The organism is Halobacillus sp. ABR2_026 (assembly GCF_056158545.1).
The window spans coordinates 2,901,209-2,927,727 of record NZ_JBSWTM010000001.1; the positions used below are offsets into that span (position 1 = coordinate 2,901,209).

Annotated in this window: 27 protein-coding genes and 1 riboswitch; of the genes, 9 read left to right on the forward strand and 18 right to left on the reverse strand. The window is 43.5% G+C overall.

Going from position 1 to position 26,519, the window contains the following annotated elements; genetic code table 11:
* Positions 1 to 170: 170 nt before the first annotated feature.
* Positions 171 to 524, forward strand: a complete 354-nt coding sequence (locus ACXADE_RS15030; RefSeq protein WP_474981253.1) for a DUF2200 domain-containing protein — start codon at positions 171 to 173, stop codon at positions 522 to 524.
* 125 nt (positions 525 to 649) lie between these two features.
* Here the strand turns inward: ACXADE_RS15030 and ACXADE_RS15035 are convergent, their stop codons facing one another.
* Complete coding sequence (locus ACXADE_RS15035; RefSeq protein ID WP_474981254.1) at positions 650 to 1,870, reverse strand: NAD(P)/FAD-dependent oxidoreductase; 1,221 nt, start codon at positions 1,868 to 1,870, stop codon at positions 650 to 652.
* 287 nt (positions 1,871 to 2,157) lie between these two features.
* Here ACXADE_RS15035 and ACXADE_RS15040 point away from each other — a divergent pair, with 287 nt between their 5' ends.
* Positions 2,158 to 3,144 carry an NAD(P)/FAD-dependent oxidoreductase gene (locus ACXADE_RS15040; RefSeq protein ID WP_474981255.1) on the forward strand — a complete coding sequence of 329 codons (987 nt, stop codon included), beginning with the start codon at positions 2,158 to 2,160 and terminating at the stop codon, positions 3,142 to 3,144.
* An 845-nt stretch (positions 3,145 to 3,989) separates the two neighbouring features.
* Here the strand turns inward: ACXADE_RS15040 and ACXADE_RS15045 are convergent.
* The 3 genes from ACXADE_RS15045 to ACXADE_RS15055 form a co-directional block, all read right to left on the reverse strand.
* Entirely contained in the window at positions 3,990 to 4,349 is a 360-nt protein-coding gene (locus ACXADE_RS15045; RefSeq protein ID WP_474981256.1) for a HesB/IscA family protein, read from the reverse strand.
* 131 nt (positions 4,350 to 4,480) lie between these two features.
* Positions 4,481 to 4,711 (reverse strand): YuzB family protein, encoded by a 231-nt coding sequence (locus tag ACXADE_RS15050; protein WP_474981257.1) that lies wholly within the window; start codon positions 4,709 to 4,711, stop codon positions 4,481 to 4,483.
* A 77-nt stretch (positions 4,712 to 4,788) separates the two neighbouring features.
* Positions 4,789 to 5,118 carry a YuzD family protein gene (locus ACXADE_RS15055; RefSeq protein ID WP_474981258.1) on the reverse strand — a complete coding sequence of 110 codons (330 nt, stop codon included), beginning with the start codon at positions 5,116 to 5,118 and terminating at the stop codon, positions 4,789 to 4,791.
* Positions 5,119 to 5,285: 167 nt separating this feature from the next.
* On the opposite strand from ACXADE_RS15055, the gene ACXADE_RS15060 reads away from it, so the two are divergent.
* Positions 5,286 to 5,507 (forward strand): NifU family protein, encoded by a 222-nt coding sequence (locus ACXADE_RS15060; protein ID WP_035511544.1) that lies wholly within the window; start codon positions 5,286 to 5,288, stop codon positions 5,505 to 5,507.
* Between the two features lie 172 nt (positions 5,508 to 5,679).
* Here the strand turns inward: ACXADE_RS15060 and ACXADE_RS15065 are convergent, their stop codons facing one another.
* Complete coding sequence (locus tag ACXADE_RS15065; protein WP_474981259.1) at positions 5,680 to 6,666, reverse strand: 2-hydroxyacid dehydrogenase; 987 nt, start codon at positions 6,664 to 6,666, stop codon at positions 5,680 to 5,682.
* Positions 6,667 to 6,854: 188 nt separating this feature from the next.
* Here ACXADE_RS15065 and ACXADE_RS15070 point away from each other — a divergent pair, with 188 nt between their 5' ends.
* Together ACXADE_RS15070 and ACXADE_RS15075 are read left to right on the forward strand one after the other, a co-directional pair.
* Positions 6,855 to 7,361, forward strand: coding sequence for a phosphatidylglycerophosphatase A family protein (locus tag ACXADE_RS15070; protein ID WP_474981260.1), 507 nt, complete (start codon positions 6,855 to 6,857; stop codon positions 7,359 to 7,361).
* Positions 7,362 to 8,485: 1,124 nt separating this feature from the next.
* Positions 8,486 to 10,039: a DUF998 domain-containing protein gene (locus ACXADE_RS15075; RefSeq protein WP_474981261.1), complete on the forward strand. Its 1,554-nt coding sequence runs from the start codon at positions 8,486 to 8,488 to the stop codon at positions 10,037 to 10,039.
* A 75-nt stretch (positions 10,040 to 10,114) separates the two neighbouring features.
* On the opposite strand, the gene ACXADE_RS15080 is transcribed toward ACXADE_RS15075, so the two are convergent.
* Together ACXADE_RS15080 and ACXADE_RS15085 are read right to left on the reverse strand one after the other, a co-directional pair.
* Positions 10,115 to 10,900, reverse strand: a complete 786-nt coding sequence (locus ACXADE_RS15080) for a TIGR01457 family HAD-type hydrolase (RefSeq protein ID WP_474982241.1) — start codon at positions 10,898 to 10,900, stop codon at positions 10,115 to 10,117.
* Positions 10,901 to 10,926: 26 nt separating this feature from the next.
* The gene (locus ACXADE_RS15085) at positions 10,927 to 11,364 is read right to left on the reverse strand and encodes a DUF86 domain-containing protein (protein WP_474981262.1); all 438 of its coding nucleotides are present in this window, start codon (positions 11,362 to 11,364) and stop codon (positions 10,927 to 10,929) included.
* 169 nt (positions 11,365 to 11,533) lie between these two features.
* Here ACXADE_RS15085 and ACXADE_RS15090 point away from each other — a divergent pair, with 169 nt between their 5' ends.
* Together ACXADE_RS15090 and ACXADE_RS15095 are read left to right on the forward strand one after the other, a co-directional pair.
* Positions 11,534 to 11,800 (forward strand): DUF3055 domain-containing protein, encoded by a 267-nt coding sequence (locus ACXADE_RS15090; protein WP_474981263.1) that lies wholly within the window; start codon positions 11,534 to 11,536, stop codon positions 11,798 to 11,800.
* Between the two features lie 56 nt (positions 11,801 to 11,856).
* Positions 11,857 to 12,141 carry a cytosolic protein gene (locus ACXADE_RS15095; protein WP_474981264.1) on the forward strand — a complete coding sequence of 95 codons (285 nt, stop codon included), beginning with the start codon at positions 11,857 to 11,859 and terminating at the stop codon, positions 12,139 to 12,141.
* Positions 12,142 to 12,187: 46 nt separating this feature from the next.
* Here the strand turns inward: ACXADE_RS15095 and ACXADE_RS15100 are convergent, their stop codons facing one another.
* Entirely contained in the window at positions 12,188 to 12,463 is a 276-nt protein-coding gene (locus tag ACXADE_RS15100; RefSeq protein ID WP_474964247.1) for a YutD family protein, read from the reverse strand.
* Between the two features lie 134 nt (positions 12,464 to 12,597).
* Between ACXADE_RS15100 and ACXADE_RS15105 the strand changes: the two genes are divergently transcribed.
* The gene (locus ACXADE_RS15105) at positions 12,598 to 13,227 is read left to right on the forward strand and encodes a YhcN/YlaJ family sporulation lipoprotein (protein ID WP_474981265.1); all 630 of its coding nucleotides are present in this window, start codon (positions 12,598 to 12,600) and stop codon (positions 13,225 to 13,227) included.
* A gap of 115 nt (positions 13,228 to 13,342) precedes the next feature.
* A complete protein-coding gene (locus ACXADE_RS15110) occupies positions 13,343 to 14,245 on the forward strand; it encodes a M23 family metallopeptidase (RefSeq protein ID WP_474982242.1) in 903 nt (300 codons plus the stop codon).
* Positions 14,246 to 14,372: 127 nt separating this feature from the next.
* Here ACXADE_RS15110 and ACXADE_RS15115 read toward each other — a convergent pair whose 3' ends face one another.
* From ACXADE_RS15115 to sufD, 10 genes are all read right to left on the reverse strand, one after another.
* Positions 14,373 to 14,471 carry a MetS family NSS transporter small subunit gene (locus ACXADE_RS15115; protein ID WP_474981266.1) on the reverse strand — a complete coding sequence of 33 codons (99 nt, stop codon included), beginning with the start codon at positions 14,469 to 14,471 and terminating at the stop codon, positions 14,373 to 14,375.
* Between the two features lies 1 nt (position 14,472).
* Positions 14,473 to 15,999 carry a sodium-dependent transporter gene (locus tag ACXADE_RS15120; protein ID WP_474981267.1) on the reverse strand — a complete coding sequence of 509 codons (1,527 nt, stop codon included), beginning with the start codon at positions 15,997 to 15,999 and terminating at the stop codon, positions 14,473 to 14,475.
* A 271-nt stretch (positions 16,000 to 16,270) separates the two neighbouring features.
* Positions 16,271 to 17,827, reverse strand: a complete 1,557-nt coding sequence (locus ACXADE_RS15125; RefSeq protein ID WP_474981268.1) for a Na+/H+ antiporter NhaC family protein — start codon at positions 17,825 to 17,827, stop codon at positions 16,271 to 16,273.
* Between the two features lie 135 nt (positions 17,828 to 17,962).
* A riboswitch (Lysine riboswitch) is annotated at positions 17,963 to 18,146 on the reverse strand.
* 54 nt (positions 18,147 to 18,200) lie between these two features.
* Positions 18,201 to 18,971, reverse strand: a complete 771-nt coding sequence (gene yunB / locus ACXADE_RS15130; protein ID WP_474981269.1) for a sporulation protein YunB — start codon at positions 18,969 to 18,971, stop codon at positions 18,201 to 18,203.
* A 138-nt stretch (positions 18,972 to 19,109) separates the two neighbouring features.
* On the reverse strand, positions 19,110 to 20,495 hold the full coding sequence (locus tag ACXADE_RS15135; protein WP_474981270.1) for a bifunctional metallophosphatase/5'-nucleotidase: 1,386 nt from the start codon (positions 20,493 to 20,495) through the stop codon (positions 19,110 to 19,112).
* A gap of 11 nt (positions 20,496 to 20,506) precedes the next feature.
* A complete protein-coding gene (locus ACXADE_RS15140; protein WP_474981271.1) occupies positions 20,507 to 21,319 on the reverse strand; it encodes a sulfite exporter TauE/SafE family protein in 813 nt (270 codons plus the stop codon).
* 793 nt (positions 21,320 to 22,112) lie between these two features.
* A complete protein-coding gene (gene sufB, locus ACXADE_RS15145; RefSeq protein WP_474981272.1) occupies positions 22,113 to 23,510 on the reverse strand; it encodes a Fe-S cluster assembly protein SufB in 1,398 nt (465 codons plus the stop codon).
* A 30-nt stretch (positions 23,511 to 23,540) separates the two neighbouring features.
* Positions 23,541 to 23,984: a Fe-S cluster assembly sulfur transfer protein SufU gene (gene sufU / locus ACXADE_RS15150; RefSeq protein ID WP_474981273.1), complete on the reverse strand. Its 444-nt coding sequence runs from the start codon at positions 23,982 to 23,984 to the stop codon at positions 23,541 to 23,543.
* Positions 23,974 to 25,194 carry a cysteine desulfurase gene (locus tag ACXADE_RS15155; RefSeq protein ID WP_474981274.1) on the reverse strand — a complete coding sequence of 407 codons (1,221 nt, stop codon included), beginning with the start codon at positions 25,192 to 25,194 and terminating at the stop codon, positions 23,974 to 23,976. The genes sufU and ACXADE_RS15155 overlap by 11 nt, the downstream gene beginning before the upstream one ends.
* On the reverse strand, positions 25,194 to 26,501 hold the full coding sequence (gene sufD / locus ACXADE_RS15160; RefSeq protein ID WP_474981275.1) for a Fe-S cluster assembly protein SufD: 1,308 nt from the start codon (positions 26,499 to 26,501) through the stop codon (positions 25,194 to 25,196). The genes ACXADE_RS15155 and sufD overlap by 1 nt, the downstream gene beginning before the upstream one ends.
* Between the last annotated feature and the right edge of the window lie 18 nt (positions 26,502 to 26,519).

Here is a 26,519-nt window from a genome sequence, read left to right on the forward strand (position 1 = left end):
CAATCCTCATTCTATAACGGTTGTAAAAAAAGCGCAAGAGCTCTGTTGTTCTGCTCCTCCATATCTGTTCAAGAGGGAACATTTGCTACAGGCTTGTTAGTTGTGCCTCGAGATTAAGGAGCATGATATAATAACCAATAACAACATAACCATGAACAGGAGGAACTATAGTGGCAAAACACAAAATCTATACGATGAGCTTTTCAAGTGTCTATCCTCACTATGTTGCAAAAGCCGAAAAAAAAGGACGAACCAAAGCAGAAGTTGATGAAATCATACGCTGGTTAACCGGTTATAGCCAGGAACAACTTGAAGATCATTTGGAAAAGAAGACAGAGTTTGAGGCTTTCTTTGCACAAGCCCCCCAAATGAACCCATCACGGACTTTGATCAAAGGGGTCATCTGTGGTGTACGAGTAGAGGACATTGAAGAACCTACGATGCAGGAAATCCGTTATTTGGATAAATTGATCGATGAGTTAGCGAAAGGGAAAGCCATGGGAAAAATTCTACGTACAGCATAAACACAAAATCACTTCTCTTCGATGGATCGAAGAAGGGTGAACTTCACCTAAAAAAAGCGGGAGCACTTTCATGCTCCCGCTTTCCTTATTTTTGAACGATGACCACTCCATCGGTGAACCATTAATTAATAGAAAAAGTTAAGCTTTCCTTTTTTCAGAACAAGTGGAAGACCGCCAAGTTTTAGTAGGTAGCGGTTATCGATCACTTTTTTCATAGCGGTTGCTGACCAGCCGAACAGCTTCTTATCATCAAAGACCACCCCGATGGCATCATTATGACCAAGAGATGCAACCGTCCCTTTTAAATCTGGCTCAAATGGCTCAAGATGATCTTCTCCGCCCACAAGACGCTTTAGATTTGCAGCTGTATGCTCTGCCTGTTGAATGGCAATTTGAGCGGTCGGAGGATACGGGCGTCCTGTTTCTTCGTTCATAATTAACGCGCAGTCACCAACGATAAAGACATCGTCATATCCGTACGGGCGAAGGTCGTCCCCTACTGGAATCCGTCCGCGGTTAGCTTCGAACCCTGCTTTTTCAACGAGGGAGTTTCCACGAACTCCAGCCGCCCAAACAACTGTATTTGTATCAATTTCTTCAATTTGTTCATCTTTTTCAAAGACAAGTTTGTTTTCAGTAACTTCTTTAATCATCGCACCAATTTTAAATTCTACGCCACGGGACTCCAGCGAGTTCATCGCATATTCTACAAGCTGTGGATCGAAACCTGGCAATGCTGTCGGAGCAGCCTCTACGTTAATAATACGAACATTTTCCCGGGGAACATCGTACTCCTTGCAAAGTTCAGGTACGCGGTTCGCCAACTCTCCAACAAATTCAATACCCGTGAACCCTGCACCGCCGACAACAATGTTCAGACGCTCTTGTTTCTTTTCCGATTCATTATTATATTTGGCAAAGTTATATTCAATATGCTGTCGGATCAAACGCGCACTATTAATGCTGTTAATAGTAAAGGCGTTTTCTTTCAATCCGGAAATTCCGAATGTAGCAGCCTCGAATCCGAGTCCAATGACAAGATAATCGTAGGATAGTTCCCCATCTTCAAGCAAAACTTTTTTCTCTGCAGGCTTAATTTCAGTCACCGTATCCTGGACGAAATTCACTTTGCTTGTGTTGAGGACGTCTTTAATTTGAATGCGTGTGCGGTCATGATGTAAAGTACCTGCCGCATTCTCATGCAGCCATGTCGTTTGATAATGATAGCTGTGCTTATTGACGAGTGTTACATTGGCATCGTGAGCCCCTAAACTCTTCTGTAATTTAACCGCCGTCATGATTCCACCATAACCGGCACCGAGAATTACAATATTAGGATTTTTCATGATTCATCACTTCCATCTCATTATTAATGATTTCGCTTGTGACATCTTTCACACAAGGTTACATGAAAAAAACCTGAGTCAGGTCCAGGTGAAAATGTCACAGAACTTTACTATTTCATCTTATTTTATCTTAGACCCTTTCCCATCCTTTTTCAACCCTGGAGACATTTATCGGAATTATTCATCAATTCAATCCGTGCAAAGGGTTACATCTCCCCCATTGTTCCCATTAGAAAAATTTTTATGATAGAATGTATTTTAGTGAAATTTTCATCAGGAGGTTTATTATGAGTGAAAAAATATATGATATAACCGTAATCGGCGGGGGTCCTGTCGGTTTGTTTACAGCATTCGATGGCGGAATGCGTGAAGCCAGTGTAAACATTATCGAAAGCCTTCCGCATTTAGGCGGACAGCTTTCAGCCCTTTACCCTGAGAAATACATTTTTGATGTAGCTGGGTTCCCAAAAGTAAGAGCACAGGAACTTGTAGACAATCTTGAAGAGCAGGCTATGATGTTCAACCCTACCATTTCTTTGAATCAGGAAGTCGTGTCGGTGGAACGTATGGATGATGAGACCATTAAATTGACGACGGATAAGGACATCCATTACACGAAAACGATCATCATCACTGCCGGAAATGGAGCGTTCCAACCAAGAAAGCTGAAAATAGACGACACGGAACGATTTGAAGAAACAAACCTCCATTATCACGTCAGTAATATGGATAAATTCCGCGATCGAAAAGTCATGATTGCAGGAGGCGGAGACTCTGCTGTAGACTGGGCGCTTATGCTTGAACCCATCGCTGAACAAGTCACTTTAGTCCATAGAAGAGATAAATTCCGCGCCCACGAACATAGTGTTTCCCAGCTCAATGATTCCAACGTGCGCGTTATGACCCCGTTCACTCCAGAGAAAATGATTGGCAGTGAACGAATTGAGCAGGTGGAATTAAAAGAAGTGAAGGGGGAACGCGTGGAAACCATTGACGTCGATGATGTGATTGTAAACTACGGCTTCATCTCCTCACTTGGACCGATTAAGGACTGGGAATTGGAAATCGAAAAAAACAGCATTGTCGTCAATTCCAAGATGGAAACCAATATTAAAGGAATTTACGCAGCAGGGGATATATGTACCTACCCTGGAAAAGTGAAACTAATTGCCTCCGGATTCGGTGAAGGGCCGACAGCCGTGAATAATGCGAAAGCTTTCATGGACCCTGGAGCCCGCGTCCAACCGAAGCATTCTACAAGCATGTTTTCTTAAATAATAGGCTCTGTTAAAGTTTAGTGTTGATATTACTGCAAATGAGGAACTTCCAATTTTATGGAGGTTCCTCATTTTTATATTTAGGCTTATTCAACGAAAGCTCCCTTTTCTTGAAGACTCATTTTCGGGATGTTTGTGCGGTAGTTTGGGGATGCGGGGGATGACTCGCTTTCCGCGGGTGCTTGGTGAGCCTCCTCAGGCTTACGCCTTGCGGGGTCTCACCAAGCACTCTTTTCCTCGTAGATATCCGGTTTCTGCGCCTAGCGGCTAGTGAGACTTCCCTCGCTTCTGTACGAGGCGCCTGCACACTTAAGGTAGGAGTCTCGCCATCCCCCTCCGCCCCTTGGCTAGGTCAGGGTCTCGAAACCCCTTCTTGAATCATCAGCTATTCTAGTTGGTGAGAGGATAAGGATCATACGCCCAAACCAGGGTGCTTGAACCCGGAAAGCTTGATACATAGCGTTTTATGCTTACAACAACCGGGGGAATGGAAGACCATCCAACGTTGGTAAAGGGGTCCGTTTCTCGCATGATCGAATGGGTGGTTGGGAAGCTGCGAGACTCCCGTAGGAGAAAGGAGATCAGCGAGATCCCGCAGGGCGATAAGCCTGGGGAAAGCGAGTAGCTTCCCAGAAACCCCTGGCACTCAACACGATAACGAATCCCGAACCCTCTCGAAACTGATAATAATCCCAAAAAGGCTCAAGTAAAAATGCTTTTGATATTCCAAGCAAAAACGAGGAACTTCCCATTGAAGTTCCTCGTTTTTATAGAATAAATCAGCGGCAAATGTTCATAGAGTCAAACAAAAAACCTTTCTGTAGTTACAGAAAGGTTTTAGATTAACAGTTAGGGTCAGGCGTACCGGCATTCGTAGCTGTCTTGAATGAAGAACCACAACCACAGGAAACGATCGCGTTAGGATTATCAATCGTGAAACCTCCGCCCATCATGTTTTGTTTGAAATCGATGGTCGTTCCCTCAACGATTGCTGCATCTTGGCGGTTAATGACGACAGGAATTCCCCCAGACTCTTCGGTCAAGTCAAGCTCATCATTGATTTCATCTTCGAAGCCCATGGCATAAGACAATCCACTGCAGCCTCCACCTTTTACACCGAAACGAAGACGGACCTCTTCGCCCTCTTCTTTCATCATTTCTTTAATTTGGTGACTTGCGGCTTCTGTGATGTTCAGAATCATACCAAGCCTCTCCTTTCTCTTCTTATCGTCAGTATACTAAATGGAAGAACTTTTTATCAAATATCCAGAACTGTTAAATAAAAGGCACCCTTTGGCTAAGGATACCTTTCACAAGCAGTGGCTGAACCGTGTTATAGGATTTCATCCAAATGTTCGTATATTTTATCGACCAGTTCATCAGGGGTATCCGCCATGATACGATCCCCTTCAACCACAGCGTATAACATCTGGGAACACAATCCACAGTTTCTTAAACATCCATAATCGACAACGTCTAAATCCGGATCTTTCTCCAGCGTTTCTTTCGCTTTTTGAGAACCGCTGACTAGGTTGTTGATACAAAACTCAATCAATGGATTCATCCTTATCACCTCTATTTATGGATGAAACCCTATTCACACTCATCATATCATACCGTTCACTACTCGAGCTATTGTTTCTATTGAGGAACAAGTCCATGCTTTTCCAACGCATGAAAGATCTTCTTAAGCCTTGGGTCCCCTTCACCCACAATTTCATCCTCCACCAGAACAAGTGGATAGAAAAGTTCACTATCCAAAAGTTGTTGGATTATGGAAGCATCCGCCCCCTCCTGATCCTTCCGATCGATATCATAATACTTGTACTCGATAGCCGTATCATTGTATTTTCTAGCAATCGCTGCCTGCAGCCATTCATATGTTTCCCGTGAACCCGGAGCATTGACACAGCTCGCACACTTTACATCAGCTCCATAAACTTCTACCTGAATTCGCCTGCGTTCCCCCATTCTCCTTCTCCCCCTTTTGGTTTGTCACTTTTTTTCTATTTTACAAAAGATACGAAAAAAGATAAAATGATAATAGTTCTCAATATTAATAAATAGAGACACAGTCAACCATAGATTTTTAAGTCATTTCGTTTTATAATGATACTTAAGAAAGGGGAAGATTGAACATGCATGAACAGGTTCAAGAGGTACTCAATAAACTTCGCCCATTTTTATTACGTGACGGTGGGGATGTCGAGCTTGTCGATGTTGAAGACGGAATCGTCCGCCTGCGGCTCATGGGTGCTTGCGGAAACTGCCCTAGTTCCACAATCACTTTGAAAGCAGGAATCGAAAGAGCTCTGGCGCAGGAAGTACCAGGGATTTATGAAGTCGAGCAAGTATTTTAATACAACGAACCAAAAGAGCCGCTCGGTTAAGCGGCTCTTTTTTTATGGGATATTAAAGCAAATTTACAGTTATATTTGCGGGAGGGCGGTCGGAGGAATGGCTCGCTATTGCCCCGAACACCCTGTCCATATTGTATTGAGCATACGGATAGAAACGGTCCATCACTTTTTATCAACCTTGTTTAGATGAAGGCCCGGTTACCGGGGTAAGAAGCGCTTTTCCTTGGAAATGGTGGACGAGATTATCCAGACTGAGCCTCATCATCTTGTACCTCGTTTCTTTTGTAGCTGAGCCGATATGAGGCAGACAAACGACTTCGGGCAGATGGAGCAAAGGATGATTGGAAGCAATCGGTTCATTTTCGAAAACATCCAGACCTGCTCCAGCGAGCTCCCCTTCAACAATCGACTCATATAAGGCATCTTCATCCATCGTTGCCCCTCTTGAAGCATTTATGAAGAAGGCCTCGTTTTTCATTCGCTTGAAGACCTCTTTATTAAACATATGTTTGGTTTCAGCTGTCAACGGAGTTAAACAAACGACATAATCCGCTTCCTCAAGCAAAACATCAAACTCCCTATAGGCAACACCGATGCTTTTCTCAGCTTCATATTTACGAGAGCGGTTGGAGTACAGCACATTCATATTGAAACCCTTTGCTCTTCTAGCTACAGCTTCACCGATTCTCCCCATTCCTACGATCCCCAATGTTTTTCTATGAATATCCGTTCCTGCTAACATGAGTGGAGACCAATGCTCCCATTTTCCATCTTTTATGTACTGATTCGCTTCAGTGATTCTTCTGCCGGCAGCCATCAATAGACCGAACGTTAAGTCAGCTGTCGTTTCCGTCAGTACATCGGGTGTATTTGTAACAGAAATATTCGCTTTCTCTGCTGCTTTTACATCGATATTATCATAGCCTACTGCCATGTTAGCTACGATGGATAAAGGGCCGGATTGGGCCAATATTTCATCATCAACTTTTTCTGTTAACATCGTCAATAAGCCATTGGATGAACGAGCTTTCTCTAAAAGATACTCACGGTCTATTGGATTTTCCTCACTGTTCCACATGTCGATATCCAGGAACTCTCTGTATGGATCCACCACTTCAGCTGGAAGATGACGGGTAATAAAGACTTTTGGTTTTGTCATTTTGACAACCTCCCTCCTATTTTCCATTATTTTATCATAGCCCTGTGCCGAGTGTAGATTTAATCCTGTCCACTTTTGCACCTTCAGGGGAAAGTTTTGGTATAATAAACATAACCCCGATCGTTTGTGCAATAATAAGCGCGGGTATGTAACAGGGCAAGTCATGATGAGCAGGGAGGTTTTTCACTATGGCAGAAAACAGAAAAGTATCCACTCTTGAAAAAACTGCAAGAGAATGGCTGGTGGAAAGAGGGGTTACCATTGATGACATTGCAGACCTTGTGTATTATTTACAATCCAAATATCACGATGAATTATCAATGGATGACTGCCGATTTAATGTAAATAAAGTTCTGACAAAGCGGGAAGTACAAAACGCAATCATCACCGGGATCCAAATGGATCGTCTGGCAGAAAAGAAAATGCTTGAAGAGCCTTTGCAAACCACTATTGAAGTTGACGAAAGCCTTTATGGAATAGATGAAATCATCGCTTTTTCTATTGTGAATGTATATGGTTCCATCGGATTCACCAATTATGGATATATCGATAAACAAAAACCAGGAATTCTACAGAAGCTGAATGATAAATCTTCAGGGGAGTGTCATACTTTCCTGGATGATATCGTCGGGGCTATCGCTGCCGCTGCATCAAGCAGACTGGCTCACAGTATTGCAGGAGACCCTGAAGATTAATGAGGATAGAAAGTCGTGCTATGGGAATACCACTGCACGACTTTTTCGTTTCTAAAATAATGGCTCTGTTAAAGTTTAATATTGATATTACTGCAAAAAATGAAATTCCATTTTATGGAATTCCCTCATTTTTATAGTTGGCTTATTCAACGAAAGCTCCCTTTTCTTGAAGACTCAGCTTCGAGATGTTTGTGAGGGAGTTAGGGGCTGCGGGGGATGACTCGCTTTCCGCGGGAGCGCGGTGAGCCTCCTCAGGCTTACGCCTTGCGGGGTCTCACCCAGCACTCTTTTCCTCGTAGATATCCGGTTTCTGCGCCTAGCGGCTAGTGAGACTCCCTCGCTTCTGTACGATAAGTCAACATCGAATCCCTTCGTTCTTCGTGTTCCCTTTATCTCCTCCAGCTCAGTCCAGTCCATACGCCGCTGAACGAGGCGCCTGCACACTTAAGATAGGAGTCTCGCCATCCCCCTCCGCCCCTTAGCTAGATCAGGGTCTCGAACCCCCTTCATGAATCATCCGCTATTCTAGTTGGTGAGAGGATAAGGATCATACGCCCAAACCGAGGGGCTCGAACCCGGAAAGCTTGATCCATAGCGTTTTATGCTTACAACAACCGGGGTAATGGAAGACCATCCAACGTTGGTAAAGGGGTTCGTTTCTCGCATGATCGAATGGGGTGGTTGGGAAGCTGCGAGACTCCCGTGGGAGAAAGGAGATCGGCGAGATCCCGCAGGGCGATAAGCCCGAGGAAGCTCGGCACTCCCCCACAGGAAAGCGAGTAGCTTCCCAGCCACCCCTGGCACTCAACACAATAACGAACCCCGAACCCTCTCGAAATCAAGTCTTCAACAATCCTGCCATTTAGCGAAAGGCTCCGTTTCGAAATCATAATCCAACAAGATTCAATGGTCACATCGTGAAAAGAGTAAAGGTTTCGACACTTGGAAATAAATTCCCTTTTGCCATCTTATCTTTCATTGTCACTTCCATCCGTTGATGCAAATATCAACACTGAACTTTAACAGAGCCAAAATAATAAGAAACTTTTTTCATTTTTCTGAAACCTACTGCCCCATAGCTTCGTACTAATTTAAGAGACAAAAAAAGGAAGGGGTAGGAACGCATGAAAAACTGGAAAGGAAAATTTATATGGATACTTCCTGCGATCATAGTACTGATCGCTGTATCCCTGTTATTTTCCCATAATTATCAAAAGGTAACGGAACCACCGGATGAGGATTGGAGCCGGGCCCTGGATATTGGATCGACCTCCGTATTACGAACGCCTTATACAGGAAATCATGGAGGTTCCCCTGCCGTTTCATTCTTAACTGAAAATGGAATTCAACAGAATGTATACAATGATCAATATGAATTACAAGAACAAAATACCTATAAGATTCCTGTGGACAAATTCACTCAGTTTTACATAGAAGGAAACCAAGTGATTTATGCGGACTATTATAGTATGTATGATCAAAAGACAAAGAATAAGATTTCGGATGTTCAATCCTTTTATCCACTTGAAACGAATGTGTTCTACAGGAACAAGGATAAACTGTACCGATTCGATGTAGAAGAATCATCCAGTGAAGAACTTATGACCATTGAAAACCCGAAAGCATCTGTGAATATGGAAGAAACGAATGATGGCATTTATCTGTATACGAACGAAGTCACCTCAAACGGAAATTTATTAAAGTATTATCAAGTGGAACTAAGTGAAATGAAAAAGCTCGGTGAAGCGACATTTTCTGTAAAGGAATCCGAGCAGGTAAAAGATGTCCAATTCACGACGAATGAAAACAAGTACCAACTGCTTGTGACAACGATTCAAAAACAAAGCCAATCCGGAAAGATTCAAAATTACTATTACTTTGGGGAGGCTCCGTTTGGAGAAAATCCTGAACTGAGTCAGGTGACCTTCCAGGATCCCCACTCCCCCAATGAACTGACAGAAATCTCAGATTTAAGTATTCAGAATACGAAAAAAGGACCTGTCACTCTTTTTAAAGCGAATGGTTGGACGGAAACCCTTTTCCGACCGGGTACACAATTCAATATTTATCAGGCTCTCCTTAAAGAAGACTCTACTACTGATGTGATGCGATTGAGCAATACCCCGGCCTTCTCCAATTTTCCAGTCCGCCTGGATGAGCAGACCATCGTCTGGGTCGATAATGGTGGTGAAAATCACGAGTTGTTACTTGCTTCCAATGAAGTTGAGATAGTAGATCGGGCTGACGAAATAACAAGTCATTCGCTGCTGCTTGCTTCAGGTAAAACCATCGGCATGCTTGCGTCCGGATTATTCGCGCTCATCATCTCAATCTTCTGGTTTCTCTGGCCTTTACTGTTCATGGTAGTGATCATGTTCTCTAAAGCAGATGCACTGGATCAAGATCGCAGTTGGGTCCTGTATACAGGGATTCTCATTTATCTTGCAGCGGCTATACTCGTAAGGGATCCCATGTTTTCAGATGCTCTACTTGCTAGAGCTCCCGATTATTTGAGCTTTCCAGGAAGCCCAGTCCTCTTTCTCCTTGGCTTTGCCATGATTGCTTATGGGATCATGAAGGCTGGTGCACGAGACTGGTCGAATCCAATAAAATTGACCTATTTTGTAGGCATGCATATCCTCTTTATTACTGTCTTTTTTGGACCTTATCTGTTGTAAAACTTTTAAGGAACCGTAAATAAAATCAACACAAAAAAAGGAACGTCTGAATTCCCTCCAGACGTTCCTTCTTTTCTACCCTTTATTATCCATTCGCCGCATCCATTCAAATAAATCTTTGCATTTGTAAGTGGGCTGATACCCGTTTTCCTTGATTTCATCAAATGTACTCAAACCAGTTTCCACCATCAATGTATCTAATCCAGCTTTCATACCGGCTTTAATATCTGTATGATAATTATCACCGACCATTAAGACATCCTCACGACTCAAACCAATCCGCTTCAAGGCCCGCGACATAATCAATGCTTCAGGCTTGCCTACAAATACAGGATCGACTCCTGTGCTCACGGAAATCACAGCCGTCAGTGCTCCATTGCCTGGTACCAGTCCACGTTCAGTAGGAATGGCAATATCAGCATTCGTACTGATAAAGGCAGCACCTTTCCTTACCTCTAAACAGGCGGCAGCCAATTTTTCATAGCTGATTTCGCGATCAATCCCGATCACGACATAATCCGCCTCTTTCTCCACTACTTTCAATCCCTCTTTTTTTAAAGCATCAAACAGCCCATCTTCTCCAATGGCGAGCACTCGAGCACCTGGTGATTGGCTGTTTATATGCTCTGCTGTTGCAAGGCTGCTTGTGTACACTTGGTGAGGCTTCGCATAAACACCCAGTTTGTCAAGTTTGTCAGCAATTTGAGCAGTTGTTTTGGAAGAGTTATTCGTCAAGTACATAAAAGGAAGACCTTCTGCACGTAAATGTTCTACAAATTCAGAAGCCCCTTCTATTTTTTCCGCTCCTTTATACATCGTTCCATCAAGGTCGATCAAGTACCCTTTATAGGCTTTTCTCATCATCCATCCGCCCCTCTTTACTCCAGTCAGTTGTTTGAAAAAGCGGAAACTGGACCGAGCTCATTATCCAAGTAACTGCGCACCCGATCAGGAAAAGCCTGAAGGGAATCCATTAATCTGCTCCACACATCTTCAATGGAGTGGTGGTCGATTTCCGTATACTGCTGAATAATCATCTTTCTTAGTTGTACAAACTCTTTATAAGCCTCCTGTTCGTCTTCCGGAAGCACCTTTTCATCGGTAAGGATATCAATAATGTCCTCATAACTACCTGGGTCTCTCATGATAAATCCATCAATCATCATATTACCGACGTCAATGATGGCCTCGATATTCAAATGAGTCATCCGTTCCAGGAGAAGTTGTCCAGAGAAACTCTTATAAGATTGGGCATGAAATTCTTTTTGTATTTTTTCCATATAGGATAAAATTTGTTCAATTTTTTCTCGATCTACAAAATACATACGACCTTGTCTACCTCCTTAAATGTGAACCTTTTCACCCCATGATACCATATATAGCTGATTCTCATGATTTATCATGAGAAGTATTTTATGCTCACTATTTCGGGCATACTATTTCTAAAGTTATACACAGCGGATCTATTACAACATGACGGGAGATGATGGCACCATGGTACAACGTCCGCTTCTTGAAGACGTCACACAAGATACGAGTACCCGATTTGTTTCATTTACGGCTGGCAGCCACAGATTTGAACTTGCCCTCATGAAAGCAGATTATTTCCAAAATCAAACGATGGTCATCAACCTGCCGAAAAATCGTCAGGCACTGCTGGATCATGAAAATATTAACGAAGTCGGCCATCTGGAACATATGTTCCAACTGAGTGCAATGGAAGCAGAAGAGTTGCGAAATTACCTCCCTTACCTTCTGTAGTTCAAAGCATAAAATAACCCCCTTTGGCAAAAATACTCCTTAAGGGGGTTATTTTGATGAGGAAAGAAAAACGTCAGTATTCGGATTTCGCCAATGTCGAAGCCCAACGCAACTATTTGACTCCTGAACAGCTCCCTGAAGGTCCGTATGGGGCACCAAGGAACAAATACGAACCCGTCTCCAATGAAAAAAGCGCACCTTGGACAGAAGATCAACGATATTTCAGTGCCTTCACCTATGAAAACAAGGCACTTCACCAGGATCTTCCTCGTCAGGAAGACGGCGCTCACCCCACGCATGACCAGCCGGGAGCAAATGTTAAACCTTCTGAAGAAAAGTAGGAAAAATAAAAAAACAACGGCGTGCGATCATTTTGCGCGCCGTTGTTTATTGACGGATTCTCTTTAATACAAAATAAGAACATCCAAAGTTGCAGTATTCATATAAATAATCTTCCAGCGTACTAATTTTCGTATCGAATGTAGCCTTGGAATTTTGATCATCATAAAAACCTTTCAACCTCAATTGACCGTAACCCCAATCACCTACGATGAAATCATATTTATTCAGAATATCACTAAAGCGACCTTCCACTTCTTCTTGTTGAAAGCCTTCCTGATAATCCTCCAGGATATCGTATGTTTTTCCAGCCAGCTCAATCATTTCGATCACCTCTGTCCTTTTTAGTGTATCACATTTCTTTACAGGTTAGGAAATACAAATGATATGCAAAGTATGTTTCCCGCAAAACTGCTCAATCTAATGATGACCAATGCTATTACTTAGGAGGAATTCTTATGAAAAAATTATGGAGTGTCCTACCTCTTTTACTCCTGTTCACCATCATAGCGGTAGGATGTCAGGAGACAAAAGAAGAAGAAGCCAAAAACATGATGGACGATGACACCTTAAATGGAAACGCGATGGATGGATATAACGAAAAACCGAAAGATGGACAAGTCGGTTATGTACGATTTAATAAAGACCAATTGAATCAAGATACAGAGAAAAAACGGGAAATTAAAGTGAACCGTGAAGAAATGGCAGATATGATTTCCCGGATGATTCTCCGCTATGATCAATTCGATGATGTAGCCACCGTTGTCACAGATAACGAAGTACTGGTAGCTTACCAAAAAGCAGATGACACAGATCGAGAATCAGCGGCTGATATGGTCCAGAAAACTGCATACTCATTAGTTCCAAGCTTTTACCATGTCTATGTGTCGGATAATCCAGCATCATTCGGTGACATTCAAAGTTTAAGCAACTCTACAGTTTATGATCAAGGGTATAACAGTACCATCGATAGCATCATCGAAAAAATGAAAAAATCCCCTCAAGGTAAAGTGGACGAATCGAATCCTGCTCAACCAGACGTAGGACCGAATATGAATACAGAAAAAGAAACCGGGATGGAGAACTAATATCATCCCTAATTTTCCATTCATAACCGGGGGCGGACTGCTCCATGCTAAAGGTATCAAAACATTGTAGGTGAATTTTATGAAATACATCTGTTCAATGCTCTTATGTCTTTGGATGTGTGCAGTTGGAACAACACACACGATACATGCAGATGAAGAGAGCGATTCGAGGCTTGCCTTATATAAGAAAACCTCAGCCATCACAGATATCCCCTGGGAGTACCTTGCTGCTATTGATCAGTATGAGCGCCAGGTCCATGACGATCCTGAGGAAGGGCGTGTAACAGCCATTGAAGCAGATCCTCTGTTCTGGAATGGATCTGCTGAAACCTTTCCATCTTTATTCTTCCCTGAAGGATGGGGCGCTGATGGTAATGGAGATGAAAAAATTCAACAAAAGGACGATGAAGATATTCTGTATTCTATAGGAATGTACCTGAAATCCTATGGAACGACAAGTGAAGATATAAAAATTGCTTTATGGAATTATTACCAAAGAGATCTTACCGTTCAAACGATTATGAACACCGCACGTGTTTTCAAAAAATTCCAGACCGTAGATTTAACGAATCGGGACTTTCCTCTTCCTTTACAGGCGAATTATAGCTATCGAAGCACCTGGGGAGATGCACGTGGCTTCGGAGGCAGAAGAGTTCACGAAGGCACCGATATCTTTGCCAACTACGGAGTGCCCGTCAAATCTACAACATACGGGGTAGTGGAAATGAAAGGATGGAATAAGTTCGGAGGCTGGCGGATCGGCATACGGGATATATACAACATCTATCACTATTACGCCCATCTGCACAGCTTCTCTGAAGATATCAAAGTGGGGGACATCGTCCAGCCCGGAGATGTGATTGGAGCAGTAGGTGCTTCTGGATATGGACCACCCGGAACATCCGGGAAATTCCCCCCGCACCTGCACTATGGGATGTACCAGGACAACGGTGAAAATGAATGGTCTTTCGATCCGTATCCTTTTTTAAGGAAGTGGGAAAGAATGACCAAAAATTAATCGCTTGAAGTGATGACCTGAAGTAAAAAGGTGTATGAATGGCCGATTCCCACCACATGTGCCGGATTGGACCAATCGCATTCGACCATAAAAAAGCGTCGCATGAAATCATGCGACGCTTCTCTTATTATTTTGATTTTTTCACGGCATTTGTAATACTCGCAGCGAGGCCGCCCCATATTACAAGCATTCCAATAATCATCATCGTTACTGCACTTGCTGTCATATTAGCTTACCTCCTTTTTTACCTCTTCGACTGCTTTGGAATCCCAGCGCTTCAAGGTCATCAAGAATCCTATGACAATGGCGAACGCAGCTACGAACCAACCACCGAATAAGATAAATCCATCTGCATAACCTTCATAGTTTCCAGTAGGTGTATCAAACTCTCTTAAAAGATTGGTTTTGAATAAATCGAACATCATGTAGCCTAACACCACTGGTGTGAGGACTCCAAGACAGATCTTCCACCATCCGCCAAGACGGATATCGGAAATACCGTTAGCATGAGCCTGAAAGTCATTAAGGTTCCGCAAGAACCATGCAACTACTAATACTTCCACAAGACCCACAAAGGCTACTCCAAATTGGTTGATGAAGTAATCGGCAGCATCCAATAGGAATAGACCACCTTGGGTTGCGAACAACAGGGAGATGACAGCGGATAGACCTCCACCGATACCAACAGCCGCTTTTCTTGACAGCCCGAACTTCTCACTCAAAGCTGCTACATATGTCTCGGAAATGGATATGAGTGAGGATAGACCAGCCAATACCAATGATGCAAAGAACAGGAATCCGAACAATGCATTGAATGCCGGAAACTCATTAATGATCTGTGGGAAAACAACAAACGCAAGTCCCACACCTCCACTGACAACTTCATTAACAGGAACACCACTTTGAGAAGCCATAAACCCTAAAGCACCAAACACTCCGATACCCGCTAATAGTTCAAAGCTGGAGTTACCAAAGCCTGCGATAAACGCATTGTTTGTCAGGTCAGATTTCTTCGGCAGATAACTGGAGTACGTAACCATAATTGCAAATGCGATTGACAAACTGAAGAAAATCTGTCCATACGCAGCTACCCATACAGAACTGTCCATGATAGCACTAAAGTCCGGAGCGAAGAATGTCTGCAAACCTTCAGCAGCTCCTGGTAGTGTGATTGCACGGATGACAATAATAAGGAAAAGGACGATCAATGTAGGGATAAAGATCTTGTTGGCAGCCTCAATCCCTTTCTTGACTCCCTTGAACAATACACCAAGAGTAATCGCCCAAACGATAAGAAGTGGGATCAATACACCAGGTACAAGGCTTCCTGTTTGACCAGGATCTACGGATAATTGCAAATAATCGCTAAACAAAAAGCCTTCGGTGTCCTCCCCCCAAGAAAGGTTGAAAGAGAAAATACTGTAGGAAATTGCCCAGGCAATAATAACAGCGTAATAAGTTGAAATGACAAAGGCTACAAGTACGGCCCACCAGCCCAGCCATTCTGTTTTACGGTTCATTCTAAAGAATGAAAGTGGGGCTGAACCTCTAAACTTATGCCCGATTGTAAACTCCATGACAAGCAAAGGAATACCTGCCGTAAGAAGAGCGAATAAATATGGAATAAAAAATGCTCCGCCCCCGTTTTCATAAGCTACTGCCGGGAAACGCCATATGTTACCTAAACCGATGGCTGAACCCACCGCAGCCAGAATAAAACCAGCCCGTGTCCCCCATTGTGCACGATTTTCCATGTGAAAGACCTCCCTGAGTCAAACATCCTAAAATTAAGATGTTTTTTAATTTTTATTTTTCTGATTATTCTGCTTAAATTATAACCAGCAATGCAGAGCTTGTCAAAATAATTTTTTAATTTTCAGAAATTGGAAGGTGATTCGAAAGTCTTATGAAGGAAAGGGGGCCATTTTCTTCCATGCAATGATCCATATAGGACCTTATCCCTTATTCACTCGCCTACACAAAAAACGAGGAGGAAACGTCATCCGTTTCCTCCTCGTTTTATAATCAGGCTGTAGGCTGGCTGTTATTGAATTTATGAAGGATCACTGCTGTGATTCCTACGATGAGTAAAGTCACAAATAATGGGATTAAAATGCCACCTGTCACTCCCAAAATGACGTATCCTATCGAAGCTCCTGCTGCGGCAATCAGTGCATACGGAAGCTGGGTAAGGACGTGATCGATATGGTTTGCTCCTGCTCCTGTTGAAGATAGGATTGTCGTATCTGAAATGGGTGAACAATGATCGCCAAATACAGAACCTGCCAATACGGCAGAAAGTGCTGGTAAGATCATTTCAGGCGCAGACACAGCAGCAATTTCCCCTGCAATGGGCAGCATAATTCCAAATGTTCCCCAGGATGTCCCGGTGGAAAGAGCCATGAAACCTGATAATAAGAAAACAATCAAAGGTAGGAAGGCAATATTGATGTCGGCTTGTGTGAATTGCTGCGCCAAATATTCACCAGTTCCTAGCTGGCCAATGATGTCTCCAATCATCCAGGCAAAAATTAAAATGTAAATAGCTGGAAGCATCGCTTTCAGTCCTTGTCCAAAGACACGTGCGATTCCGGATTTTGGTTTAGGTTGCCCTATATACAAAAGAAAGGCTAAGGCAACGGCAACCACTCCACCTGTGAACAATGAGATATTTACATTGGTATTGGCAAAGGTAGAGAGTAAATCGACACTTCCTTCTGTATTACGGATCCCTGTGATGACCATTGTCATGACGGTACCAACTACAAGAGCAACAATCGGCCAGATCAGATGCGAGATTTTACCATGATCATGTTCTTTGAATTCATTATTCAGATCTCCTGGTACATCACCTTTGTCAGGATTGTTCAATTCTCCCGTTTCAAGCGCTCGTTTCTCATGGGTCTTCATTGGTCCTAGATCAAGTCGCAAATATATCGTCATAAATACAAGCAAAAGAGCTGCAAAGACATATAAATTCGATGGAATCATATAGACAAATGCTTCGAGAGCTTGATACTGGGTAATTTCATTGGCTGCCAATATACTTCCGATTGTTCCAATGATATAGGCTCCCCAACTGGAAATGGGGGAAATCACTGTAACCGGCGCAGATGTCGAATCAATATAATACGCCAACTTCGCCCTCGATACTTTGTATCGATCTGTAACAGGGCGTGCGACTTGTCCTACTGCCAGAGCATTGAAGTAATCATCAATAAAAATGACGATTCCGAGAAGTGCCGGAACGAGTGTCGCTCCCTTTCTCGTCCGAATACGCTCCACAGCCCATTTTCCGAAGGCACGACTGCCTCCCGATGCGGTCATGAAGGCGGTAGTGATTCCTAATAAGAATAGAAATGATAACAAGTAAATACTACCCATATTCAATGCGCCTTCACTTACGAAGATTGTGGCAAAAGTCGACCAGATTAAAGCCAGGCCTCCGCCAATATCCATTTGTGTGAGCAGGAATGCTCCTACGATGATGCCGATCCCTAAAGATAGGATGACTTTCCTTGTCAGCAGAACAAGGATTAACATTAATACTGCTGGAATTAAAGAATAGATGGTTCCTTCCATGATGGTTCCCCTCCGTAAATCTTGATGTAACGGGAATGGAAGGCTACTGCGGATAAAAATGAGGAATAAAAAAAGACAATGATAGAAAATAACCTACCATCGCCTTTGTAAGTGGCAATTGGATTATCCTCCATTTCGATCAGTAGCGCCCCATGCACCCAAAAGCATGCATGACAGTGTATCTCTTGTTCAGATATACACCAGCGCCTTATAGCATGACGAACTATAAAACACTTCGGCAAACATCCCCTTCCATCAATCATCGTCGCTTGTCGGGCTCCTATTGATTACTGATGGTGTCTGCACCTCTACCTCACCGATCTGATAAGGTCACGCATATTCAATTCTCAGTCATTTTATCAATTCCAGACAATTATTGCAAGGGTTCCATTGGATAGGAGAATGATGGATCTCCCTCTCCACCCATCCCGCCATAGAAATTAGGAACCTTCCCAAGGATTGTCGCCTGATCAATCGGAATATTGTTTGTGACAACTGTCGTTTCTGTAGAGAAAGGGATAACAATTCGTACATTCACTTCAAAATGGATCGTCAGTTCAAAAAGTGCAGCATTGATTCCATATTCGGTCATCTTAATATCAACTTCAGATTGAACATCTCCGATCACACGTAACTGCACGGGAACTTTCGGGCCGAGGTTGGCTAATAAACTATTATTAGTCGCTACACCTATTGGAAGTTCAATGAGTGTGGCCGGCTGTTCTCCCAACTCATCCGGGGTCCGGTCCGGATCGATATTCGGTTCTAATGAAGTGTCCTCCATCGGAAGCTCTCCAAGTTCCATCCTCTTTAGAAAATTCTGCACGCGGATCGTCGTATCCCTAAGGGCTCGGTTCACCACTACGGAATTCCACCCCATATATACAATATTCCCTTGGTCATCTTTCTCCATATTAACAAGATCATTGAATTGCAGATCTTCAGCAATCGTTTTACTGACTGCTTCATTGATGGCGTCTCTTGCAAGCTGCTGTGCTTTTGTTTCAGCGATTTCAACAAGGGCAGGCGTGACCCCACGGTTGATAAACCAAAGGCTCAACGCTGTGAAAAGGGCGAAAAACAGCAGACTAAGTACAATTCTTTTTCCAATGGTGGATCCAGTAGTCGCACTCTTCTTAGACATAGGTTAACCCTCCTCATCTATCTATATGAAAAGAAAGGAGAGTTTAAGCACCAACTTATTAATATCAAGTGAGGCCCCACCAATCTTCAAGAGGGAGCTTGCCACTATAAAAAAAGCTACCCGATGAGGTAGCTGAAATTATGATTGAAGCGCCTCGGACAAGAGGTCCCTAAGAAGCTCAGGCATAAAATACTTTTTGGACTTTGCATATGCAATCTCAGGAAAGAAGCGGCCGAAAGTGAAAGTATCAGCGGTAGCAAAGCGATACAAACGGTCATGGTCAATCGGCTCCCCACCGAAAGTAACCCGCTTCACATGCTCTTTTTCCTCTTCATCTTGCTCTATTTCAATATCAATACCGGCAAAGACCATTTTCCCAATCACTTCACCTCTGAACCCGAAACCTTTAAGCCTGATCTCTGTAAGTTCTTTGGTATGGGCTGCCCGGATCACCTCAAGAATCTCATCACCTTTCAACTCCACGAGGCATGGATTCATCGGATGTGGACAGATGCGATGGATATCCTCATAAGTGATTTCCCCCGCCGGCAGATGATCGAGGAGAACCCCGGCATTTAACATCGCTATATCTGCCGAGGTCCATCTCCGCAACTGTTCAGTTAGACGATCCATTAATGGTGTATTCTGAAACCATGCAATATGAAGAGGTGCATCGAGGTGAGCAACAGGATTACCCAGCTCATGAATGGCCTTGGAACGAATCTCCTGGACCTTCTTTGTCACGTCATCATCTTTTTTCATATGTTCGGTAGGAATAGCATAAGCTTCTTTCTTCTCCAGGTGACGCGTATCAATATTCCATTCCACAGCAATTTCACCAAGATGGGTGCCATGTTTCCCTGCAGCTGTTAATAATGCTCCCTCAATATATTCCCCATTCTTAAACAGGTGATGGGTATGACCTCCAATAATGATATCTACGCCAGGATAACGCCTGGCAATTTCTTCGTCTTCATTAATACCCAGGTGGGACAAAAGAATAATGATATCCGTCTGTTCTCTTAACTCACTCATGATTTCATCCAATACATCGGAGGGAGACCTAACTTCCCAGCCGAGTTGCTGATAGAACGCTTGGAAAGGTGCTGTCAAGCCGATGACGCCGACCTTAGTCCCGTGTTTAGACTCAAGGATGTGGTAAGGTTTCAGCCAATCAGGGGTGTCCGAAACCACGCAATCCAGATTTGCACAAACAACGCTGAACGATGCCTCATTATATAACGAGTGAAGATCGTCACTTGCAAGCGTAATTCCTTCATTATTACCAAGAGTAGCAACATCGTATCCTGCGTCATTGATCAACTCGACATTGCCTTTTCCCATCAACCCTTCAGCAATAGGATGGAAACGATCCACGTGATCCCCATTATCAAAAAACCAATACTCTTCCCCTTTTTTCTCATGCTTTTTTTTCTTTTCATTAAAATACCCTACGATTTGGGGCCAATTTTCAAAGTGACTGTGCAGATCGCTAGTATAATAAAAGTGCAGTTTTTCCTTCATCATCAGTCTCCTCACCCTAAACCTTGCCAAATTAACCGCAAACCGATAAGGATAAGCAGCAACCTTAAGAATCTTTCCACTACTTTCTCATCAAGTCGGCGATTGACCCATGCTCCAAGAGTACCACCTGCATATGCCCCTGGTATAAACCATAGCGTATGACTCCAATCCACGTGTCCAAGAAAAACATGGGTGGCGGAACTTGTTATGCTCGCAAAAAAGATCATGAACATAGAAGTAGCTGTGGCAATATGCGGGGGAATATTCAACAGCAGAATCATAGCCGGAACCATCAGTGAGCCCCCGCCTATGCCTAAAAGTCCTGAAAGCATCCCCACACAAAAGGACAACACAAAACCGACCCAAAAAGGCATCCGGTATTTGTAAACTTTTCCATTTATCGTCTTCTCGCTTACCATTCCTTTATGGAACAAAGGACGATCCGTTTGTCTTCTCGGAATAAAAAATAATAGGGAAACTCCAATCATGACAATACCAAAAAACAAGGAAAAACCATCTGTTTCAAAGAACTGGTTCAACCATGAACCAAGGATACCTCCCGGGATACTCCCATAAAGGAAAACTCGTCCAATCGCTGTGTCCACACGATTATGTTTCATATACGAGATTGCAGAGGACATCCCTGTGAAAATCATGACGACTAAAGAAATGCCTACGATTGTTTGCGGGTTCACCCAATCAAAAGCTGAAAAATGGTCTCCTAAAAACAGGAGGACAGGTACCAATATAACGCCCCCGCCAAGTCCTGCCACACTGCCGACAAGGGCCGTAATCAATCCGACCACAAACATAATCAAAAACATAACGAACCTTCCTTAACTCTTAATAGATAATATTATAGTATCATGTTTTGTATTCATAAAACATCTTGCTTCCATTGGAGTATCAAATAAGCTCCCGATTGTGGAATACTCCGTTTGGAATTACTCCGGGGTCGTTGCCTCAGTTGAGCATCAGGGGGGCTGAAAAGCTACTCACTTTCCTGTGGGGGAGCGCCGAGCTTCCTCGGACTGCGTGCTGCGGGATCTCGCCTATCTCCTTCTCCCACGGGAGTTTCGCTGCTTTCCAACCATCCCATTTGATGTATATGAGAGACGAACCCTTTTACTAAGCTTGATTGTCTCCCCTATCCTGATTGTTGAGTTCAAATACCTAGACAGGGGGAGTTTTAGTCTTATTCTCCAATCAAACGGTATAGCTGTTTATTCTGTAAGCAATTTCGAGACACTGATATCGCAAAGGGACGGAGGAGAATGGCGGGACTCCTAATTTAAGTGTGGAGGCGCCTTGATCAACGGCGTATGGACTGGGCTGGTGGAGATAAAGGAGACACGGAGAACGGAGTGATATGATGTTGACTTATCGGACAGAAGCGAGGGAAGTCTCACTAGCCGCTCGGCCCCGGAACCGAATATCGAAGCGGAAAAGAGTGCTAGGTGAGACCACGCAAGGCGTCAGCCTGAGGAGGCTCATCGCGCTCCCGCGGAAAGCGAGCTATTCCCCGTAGTCCCCATCCACACAATAAAAGTCTCGAAACAGTGTCTTCCACAATGAAAAAGCCGTGCAGATGATATCTGCACGGCTTTAATCCCGTTATTAACCGATAGAACCTTCCATTTCAAATTTGATCAGGCGGTTCATTTCAACAGCGTATTCCATAGGAAGCTCTTTAGTAAACGGCTCAATGAAGCCCATGACGATCATTTCTGTAGCTTCTTCTTCAGAAATTCCACGGCTCATCAAGTAGAACAACTGCTCTTCAGATACTTTGGAAACTTTCGCTTCATGCTCAAGAGAGATGTTCTCATTCATGATTTCGTTGTAAGGGATCGTATCGGATGTAGACTCATTATCCATGATGAGCGTATCACACTCAACATTTGAACGAGCACCTTCAGCCTTACGACCGAATTGTACAATTCCACGGTACGTTACTTTACCACCATGTTTAGAGATGGATTTCGAAACGATAGTAGACGATGTATTCGGTGCCAGGTGGTGCATTTTCGCGCCGGCATCCTGGTGCTGTCCTTTACCAGCAAGAGCGATGGAAAGCGTCATGCCTCGCGCTCCTTCACCTTTAAGAAGTACAGCAGGATACTTCATCGTCAACTTGGAACCTAGGTTTCCGTCGACCCATTCCATCGTAGCGTTTGATTCTGCAACTGCACGTTTTGTTACAAGGTTGTAGACGTTGTTCGCCCAGTTCTGGATCGTCGTATAACGGCAGTAAGCGTTATCTTTCACAAAGATCTCTACAACGGCACTGTGAAGAGAACTGGAAGAATACGTTGGTGCTGTACAACCCTCTACATAGTGTACTGAAGACCCTTCGTCAGCGATGATCAACGTACGCTCGAATTGACCCATGTTCTCAGAGTTGATACGGAAATACGCCTGAAGTGGCGTTTCTACTTTTGTATCTTTCGGTACATAGATAAAGGAACCACCGGACCAAACCGCAGAGTTCAATGCTGCAAATTTGTTATCAGACGGCGGAATGACTTTACCGAAGTATTCTCTGAACAACTCTTCATCCTCTTTAAGAGCTGAATCAGTGTCTTTGAAAATAACACCCAGTTCTTCAAGGTCTTTTTCCATATTGTGATAGACCACCTCAGATTCATACTGTGCGGAAACACCAGATAGATATTTCTGCTCAGCTTCAGGAATCCCAAGACGGTCAAACGTGTTTTTGATTTCTTCCGGAACTTCATCCCATGAACGTTCAGAACGCTCAGACGGCTTCACATAATAAGTGATGTCATCAAAATTAAGTTCAGATAGATCGCCGCCCCACTGAGGCATTGGCATTTTATAGAATTGTTCCAAAGACTTCAAACGGAAATCAAGCATCCATTTCGGTTCTTCTTTATAGTTGGAGATTTGTTCAACGACTTCTTTCGTCAAACCTTTTTGCGTACGGAAAATCGAAACATCTTTTTCGTGGAAACCGTATTGATACTCTCCCACTTCTGGCGCTTTTTTGGCCATGTTATATACCTCCTTTTGGTATAGAAAAGCTTAGTCTTCCTTCTCTCCATCTACACCTTTTTCCATTGCTTTCCAAGCAAGCGTCGCACATTTTATACGCGCAGGAAACTTGGAAACTCCCTGCAGGGCTTCGATGTCTCCGAGATCCATATCACCTTCATCGACATCTTTCCCCTGCATTAAATCAGAAAAAAGTTCAGACATTTTTAATGCTTCGTCAACTGGCCTTCCTTTAATTGCCTGCGTCATCATAGAAGCTGAGGACAAGCTGATGGAACAGCCTTCCCCATCAAATTTCGCATCCTTCACTATACCATCGTCCACTTGCAGTTGAAGCTGGATACGGTCGCCGCATGTAGGGTTATTCATATCTACAACCATGGGGTCTCCTTCGATGGATCCACGGTTGCGCGGATTTTTATAGTGATCCATGATGACTTGACGATAAAGTGTATCCAGGTTATTAAAAGACATCGCCAAAATACTCCTTTGTTGTTTTTAATCCTGAAACGAGTTTATCGATATCTTCTTCCGTATTATACAGATAGAAGCTCGCTCTTGCGGTCGCTGACACTTCCAGCCAACGCATTAACGGCTGTGCGCAGTGGTGCCCGGCACGGACGGCAATCCCTTCAGCGTCGAGTACTGTCGCCAGGTCGTGAGGGTGGACATCAGCAAGGTTGAATGTGACAAGCCCAGCACGTTCTTCAGGACCGTAGATCTTCATACCATCCACCTTCTGCATTTCCTGCATGGCATAGGTGGCAAGTTTCTCCTCATGAGCTTTGATATCATCCAAACCGATATCTGTTAAGAAATCAATCGCTGCCCCTAATCCTACAGCACCTGCAATAATCGGGGTGCCCCCTTCGAACTTCCACGGGAGCTCTTTCCAAGTAGAGTCATATAGATTAACAAAGTCAATCATTTCTCCACCGAATTCTGCAGGTTCCATGTTCTTAAGGATCGCTTTCTTCCCGTACAACACTCCGATTCCTGTCGGCCCGCACATCTTATGACCAGAAAACGCGTAGAAATCTGCATCCAGATCTTGAACGTCAATCTTCATATGAGGGGCACTCTGGGCACCGTCTACAAGCATAACAGCCCCCTGCTGGTGAGCAATTTGTGCAATCTCTTTCACCGGGTTGATTGTGCCAAGAACATTCGATACATGCATAACGGCTACGATTTTAGTTTTCGAAGTGATCGTTTCTCTTACATCATCCAACGAAATCGTGCCATCCGCCTGAAGAGGGATATACTTAAGTGTAGCTCCTGTTTCCTTCACAATCTGCTGCCATGGAATGATATTACTATGGTGTTCCATAGGGGTAATAACAACTTCGTCCCCTTCACTCAAGTTGGCTCGACCATAGCTTGACGCTACCGTATTAATAGCTGTCGTTGTACCACGGGTGAAAATGACTTCCTGTGTGCTTGACGCATTAATAAAGCGCCTTACCTTTTCACGAGCTCCTTCATATTCATCAGTAGCTCTCGTTCCGAGAGTATGAACACCCCGGTGAACATTGGAATTGTAACCCTGGTAGTATTCTCCCAGCTTTTCAATAACCTTGATCGGCTTTTGAGAAGTAGCTGAAGAATCCAAATACACGAGCGGATGTCCATTAACTTCCTGATGGAGAATAGGAAACTCGTCGCGTACCGCTTTTACATCCATTAATATACTTTCCTTTCAATTACTTGTTGAAGCTGACGTTTAACCGCTTCTACAGGCAATTGTTTTACTACTGGTGCAAGGAATCCGTGAATGATAAGTCGCTCCGCTTCAAACTTGGATATCCCACGGCTCATCAGATAATACAATTGAATAGGATCCACACGTCCCACAGAAGCTGCGTGTCCTGCTGTTACGTCATCTTCATCAATGAGAAGGATTGGATTGGCATCCCCGCGTGCATCACTGCTAAGCATAAGAACACGTGATTCCTGTTCAGCATTCGACTTGCTCGCGCCATGCTCAATCTTGCCAATTCCGTTGAAAATGGCTGAAGCTTTATCTTTCATTACTCCGTGTTGGAGGATATACCCATCAGAACCTTTTCCGAAATGAGTAATGTTTGCTGTAAAGTTCTGTTTCTGTGTGCCACGTCCGATCGCTACCGTTTTAGCGTTGGAGTGGGAATTGTCACCGATTAAATGAGTGATGTTCTCAGAAACAGTATTTCCTTCGTTCATTTGGCCAAGAGCCCATTCGATGACAGCATCGCGATAGGCAACACCGCGACGGTTCGTGTACACTGTAGTACCTGCTTCGAAGTTGTCCACCGCACCGAAAGAGACTTTTGCTCCATCTTTAGCAATTACTTCTGTAACGATATTCGCAGATGTTTTATCTTCCTTGTTGTTAGAAATATAGTTCTCAACATACGTTACTGAACTATTCTCTTCAGCTACGACTAAAATGTGATTGATCAAAGAAGCTTTAGGATCTTCCTGCCAGAAGATGGCCTGGATAGGATCTTCAATTTGTACATCTTTCGGAATATAAAGGAAAATACCACCGTTCATAAGGGCTGCATGAACAGCTGTCAAACGATGTTCATCTACATGGACAGCATCATTCATATAATACTTCTCCACAAGTTCGCTATGCTCTTTAAGAGCTGTGCCGATGTCTGTGAAAATGACACCCTGATCTTTCAGCTTTTGATCGATCGTACCATAAGCCACCGTATGGTTACGCTGGATTACAAGATTCTGTTGTTCTTTTTCTTCATCTAAGAAGTCTTTAATTTCAACTGGAAGTTCATCAAGAGATTCAATGATATCACCTGATACGTGATGATTGAATTCTGTAAAGTTCCATTTGGAGATATTCGTTTTGTCCGGTTTCGGAAGCTCTAAAGTTTCCGACTTCTCCAGGGCGTTAAGACGAAGGTTCTTCATCCATTCAGGCTCGTTCTGCCCTTGGGAGAATTGCGAGATATACTCTTTGTCATATGGTAGTGAGACTTCTACTGTCATGATTACCCTCCTATCTTA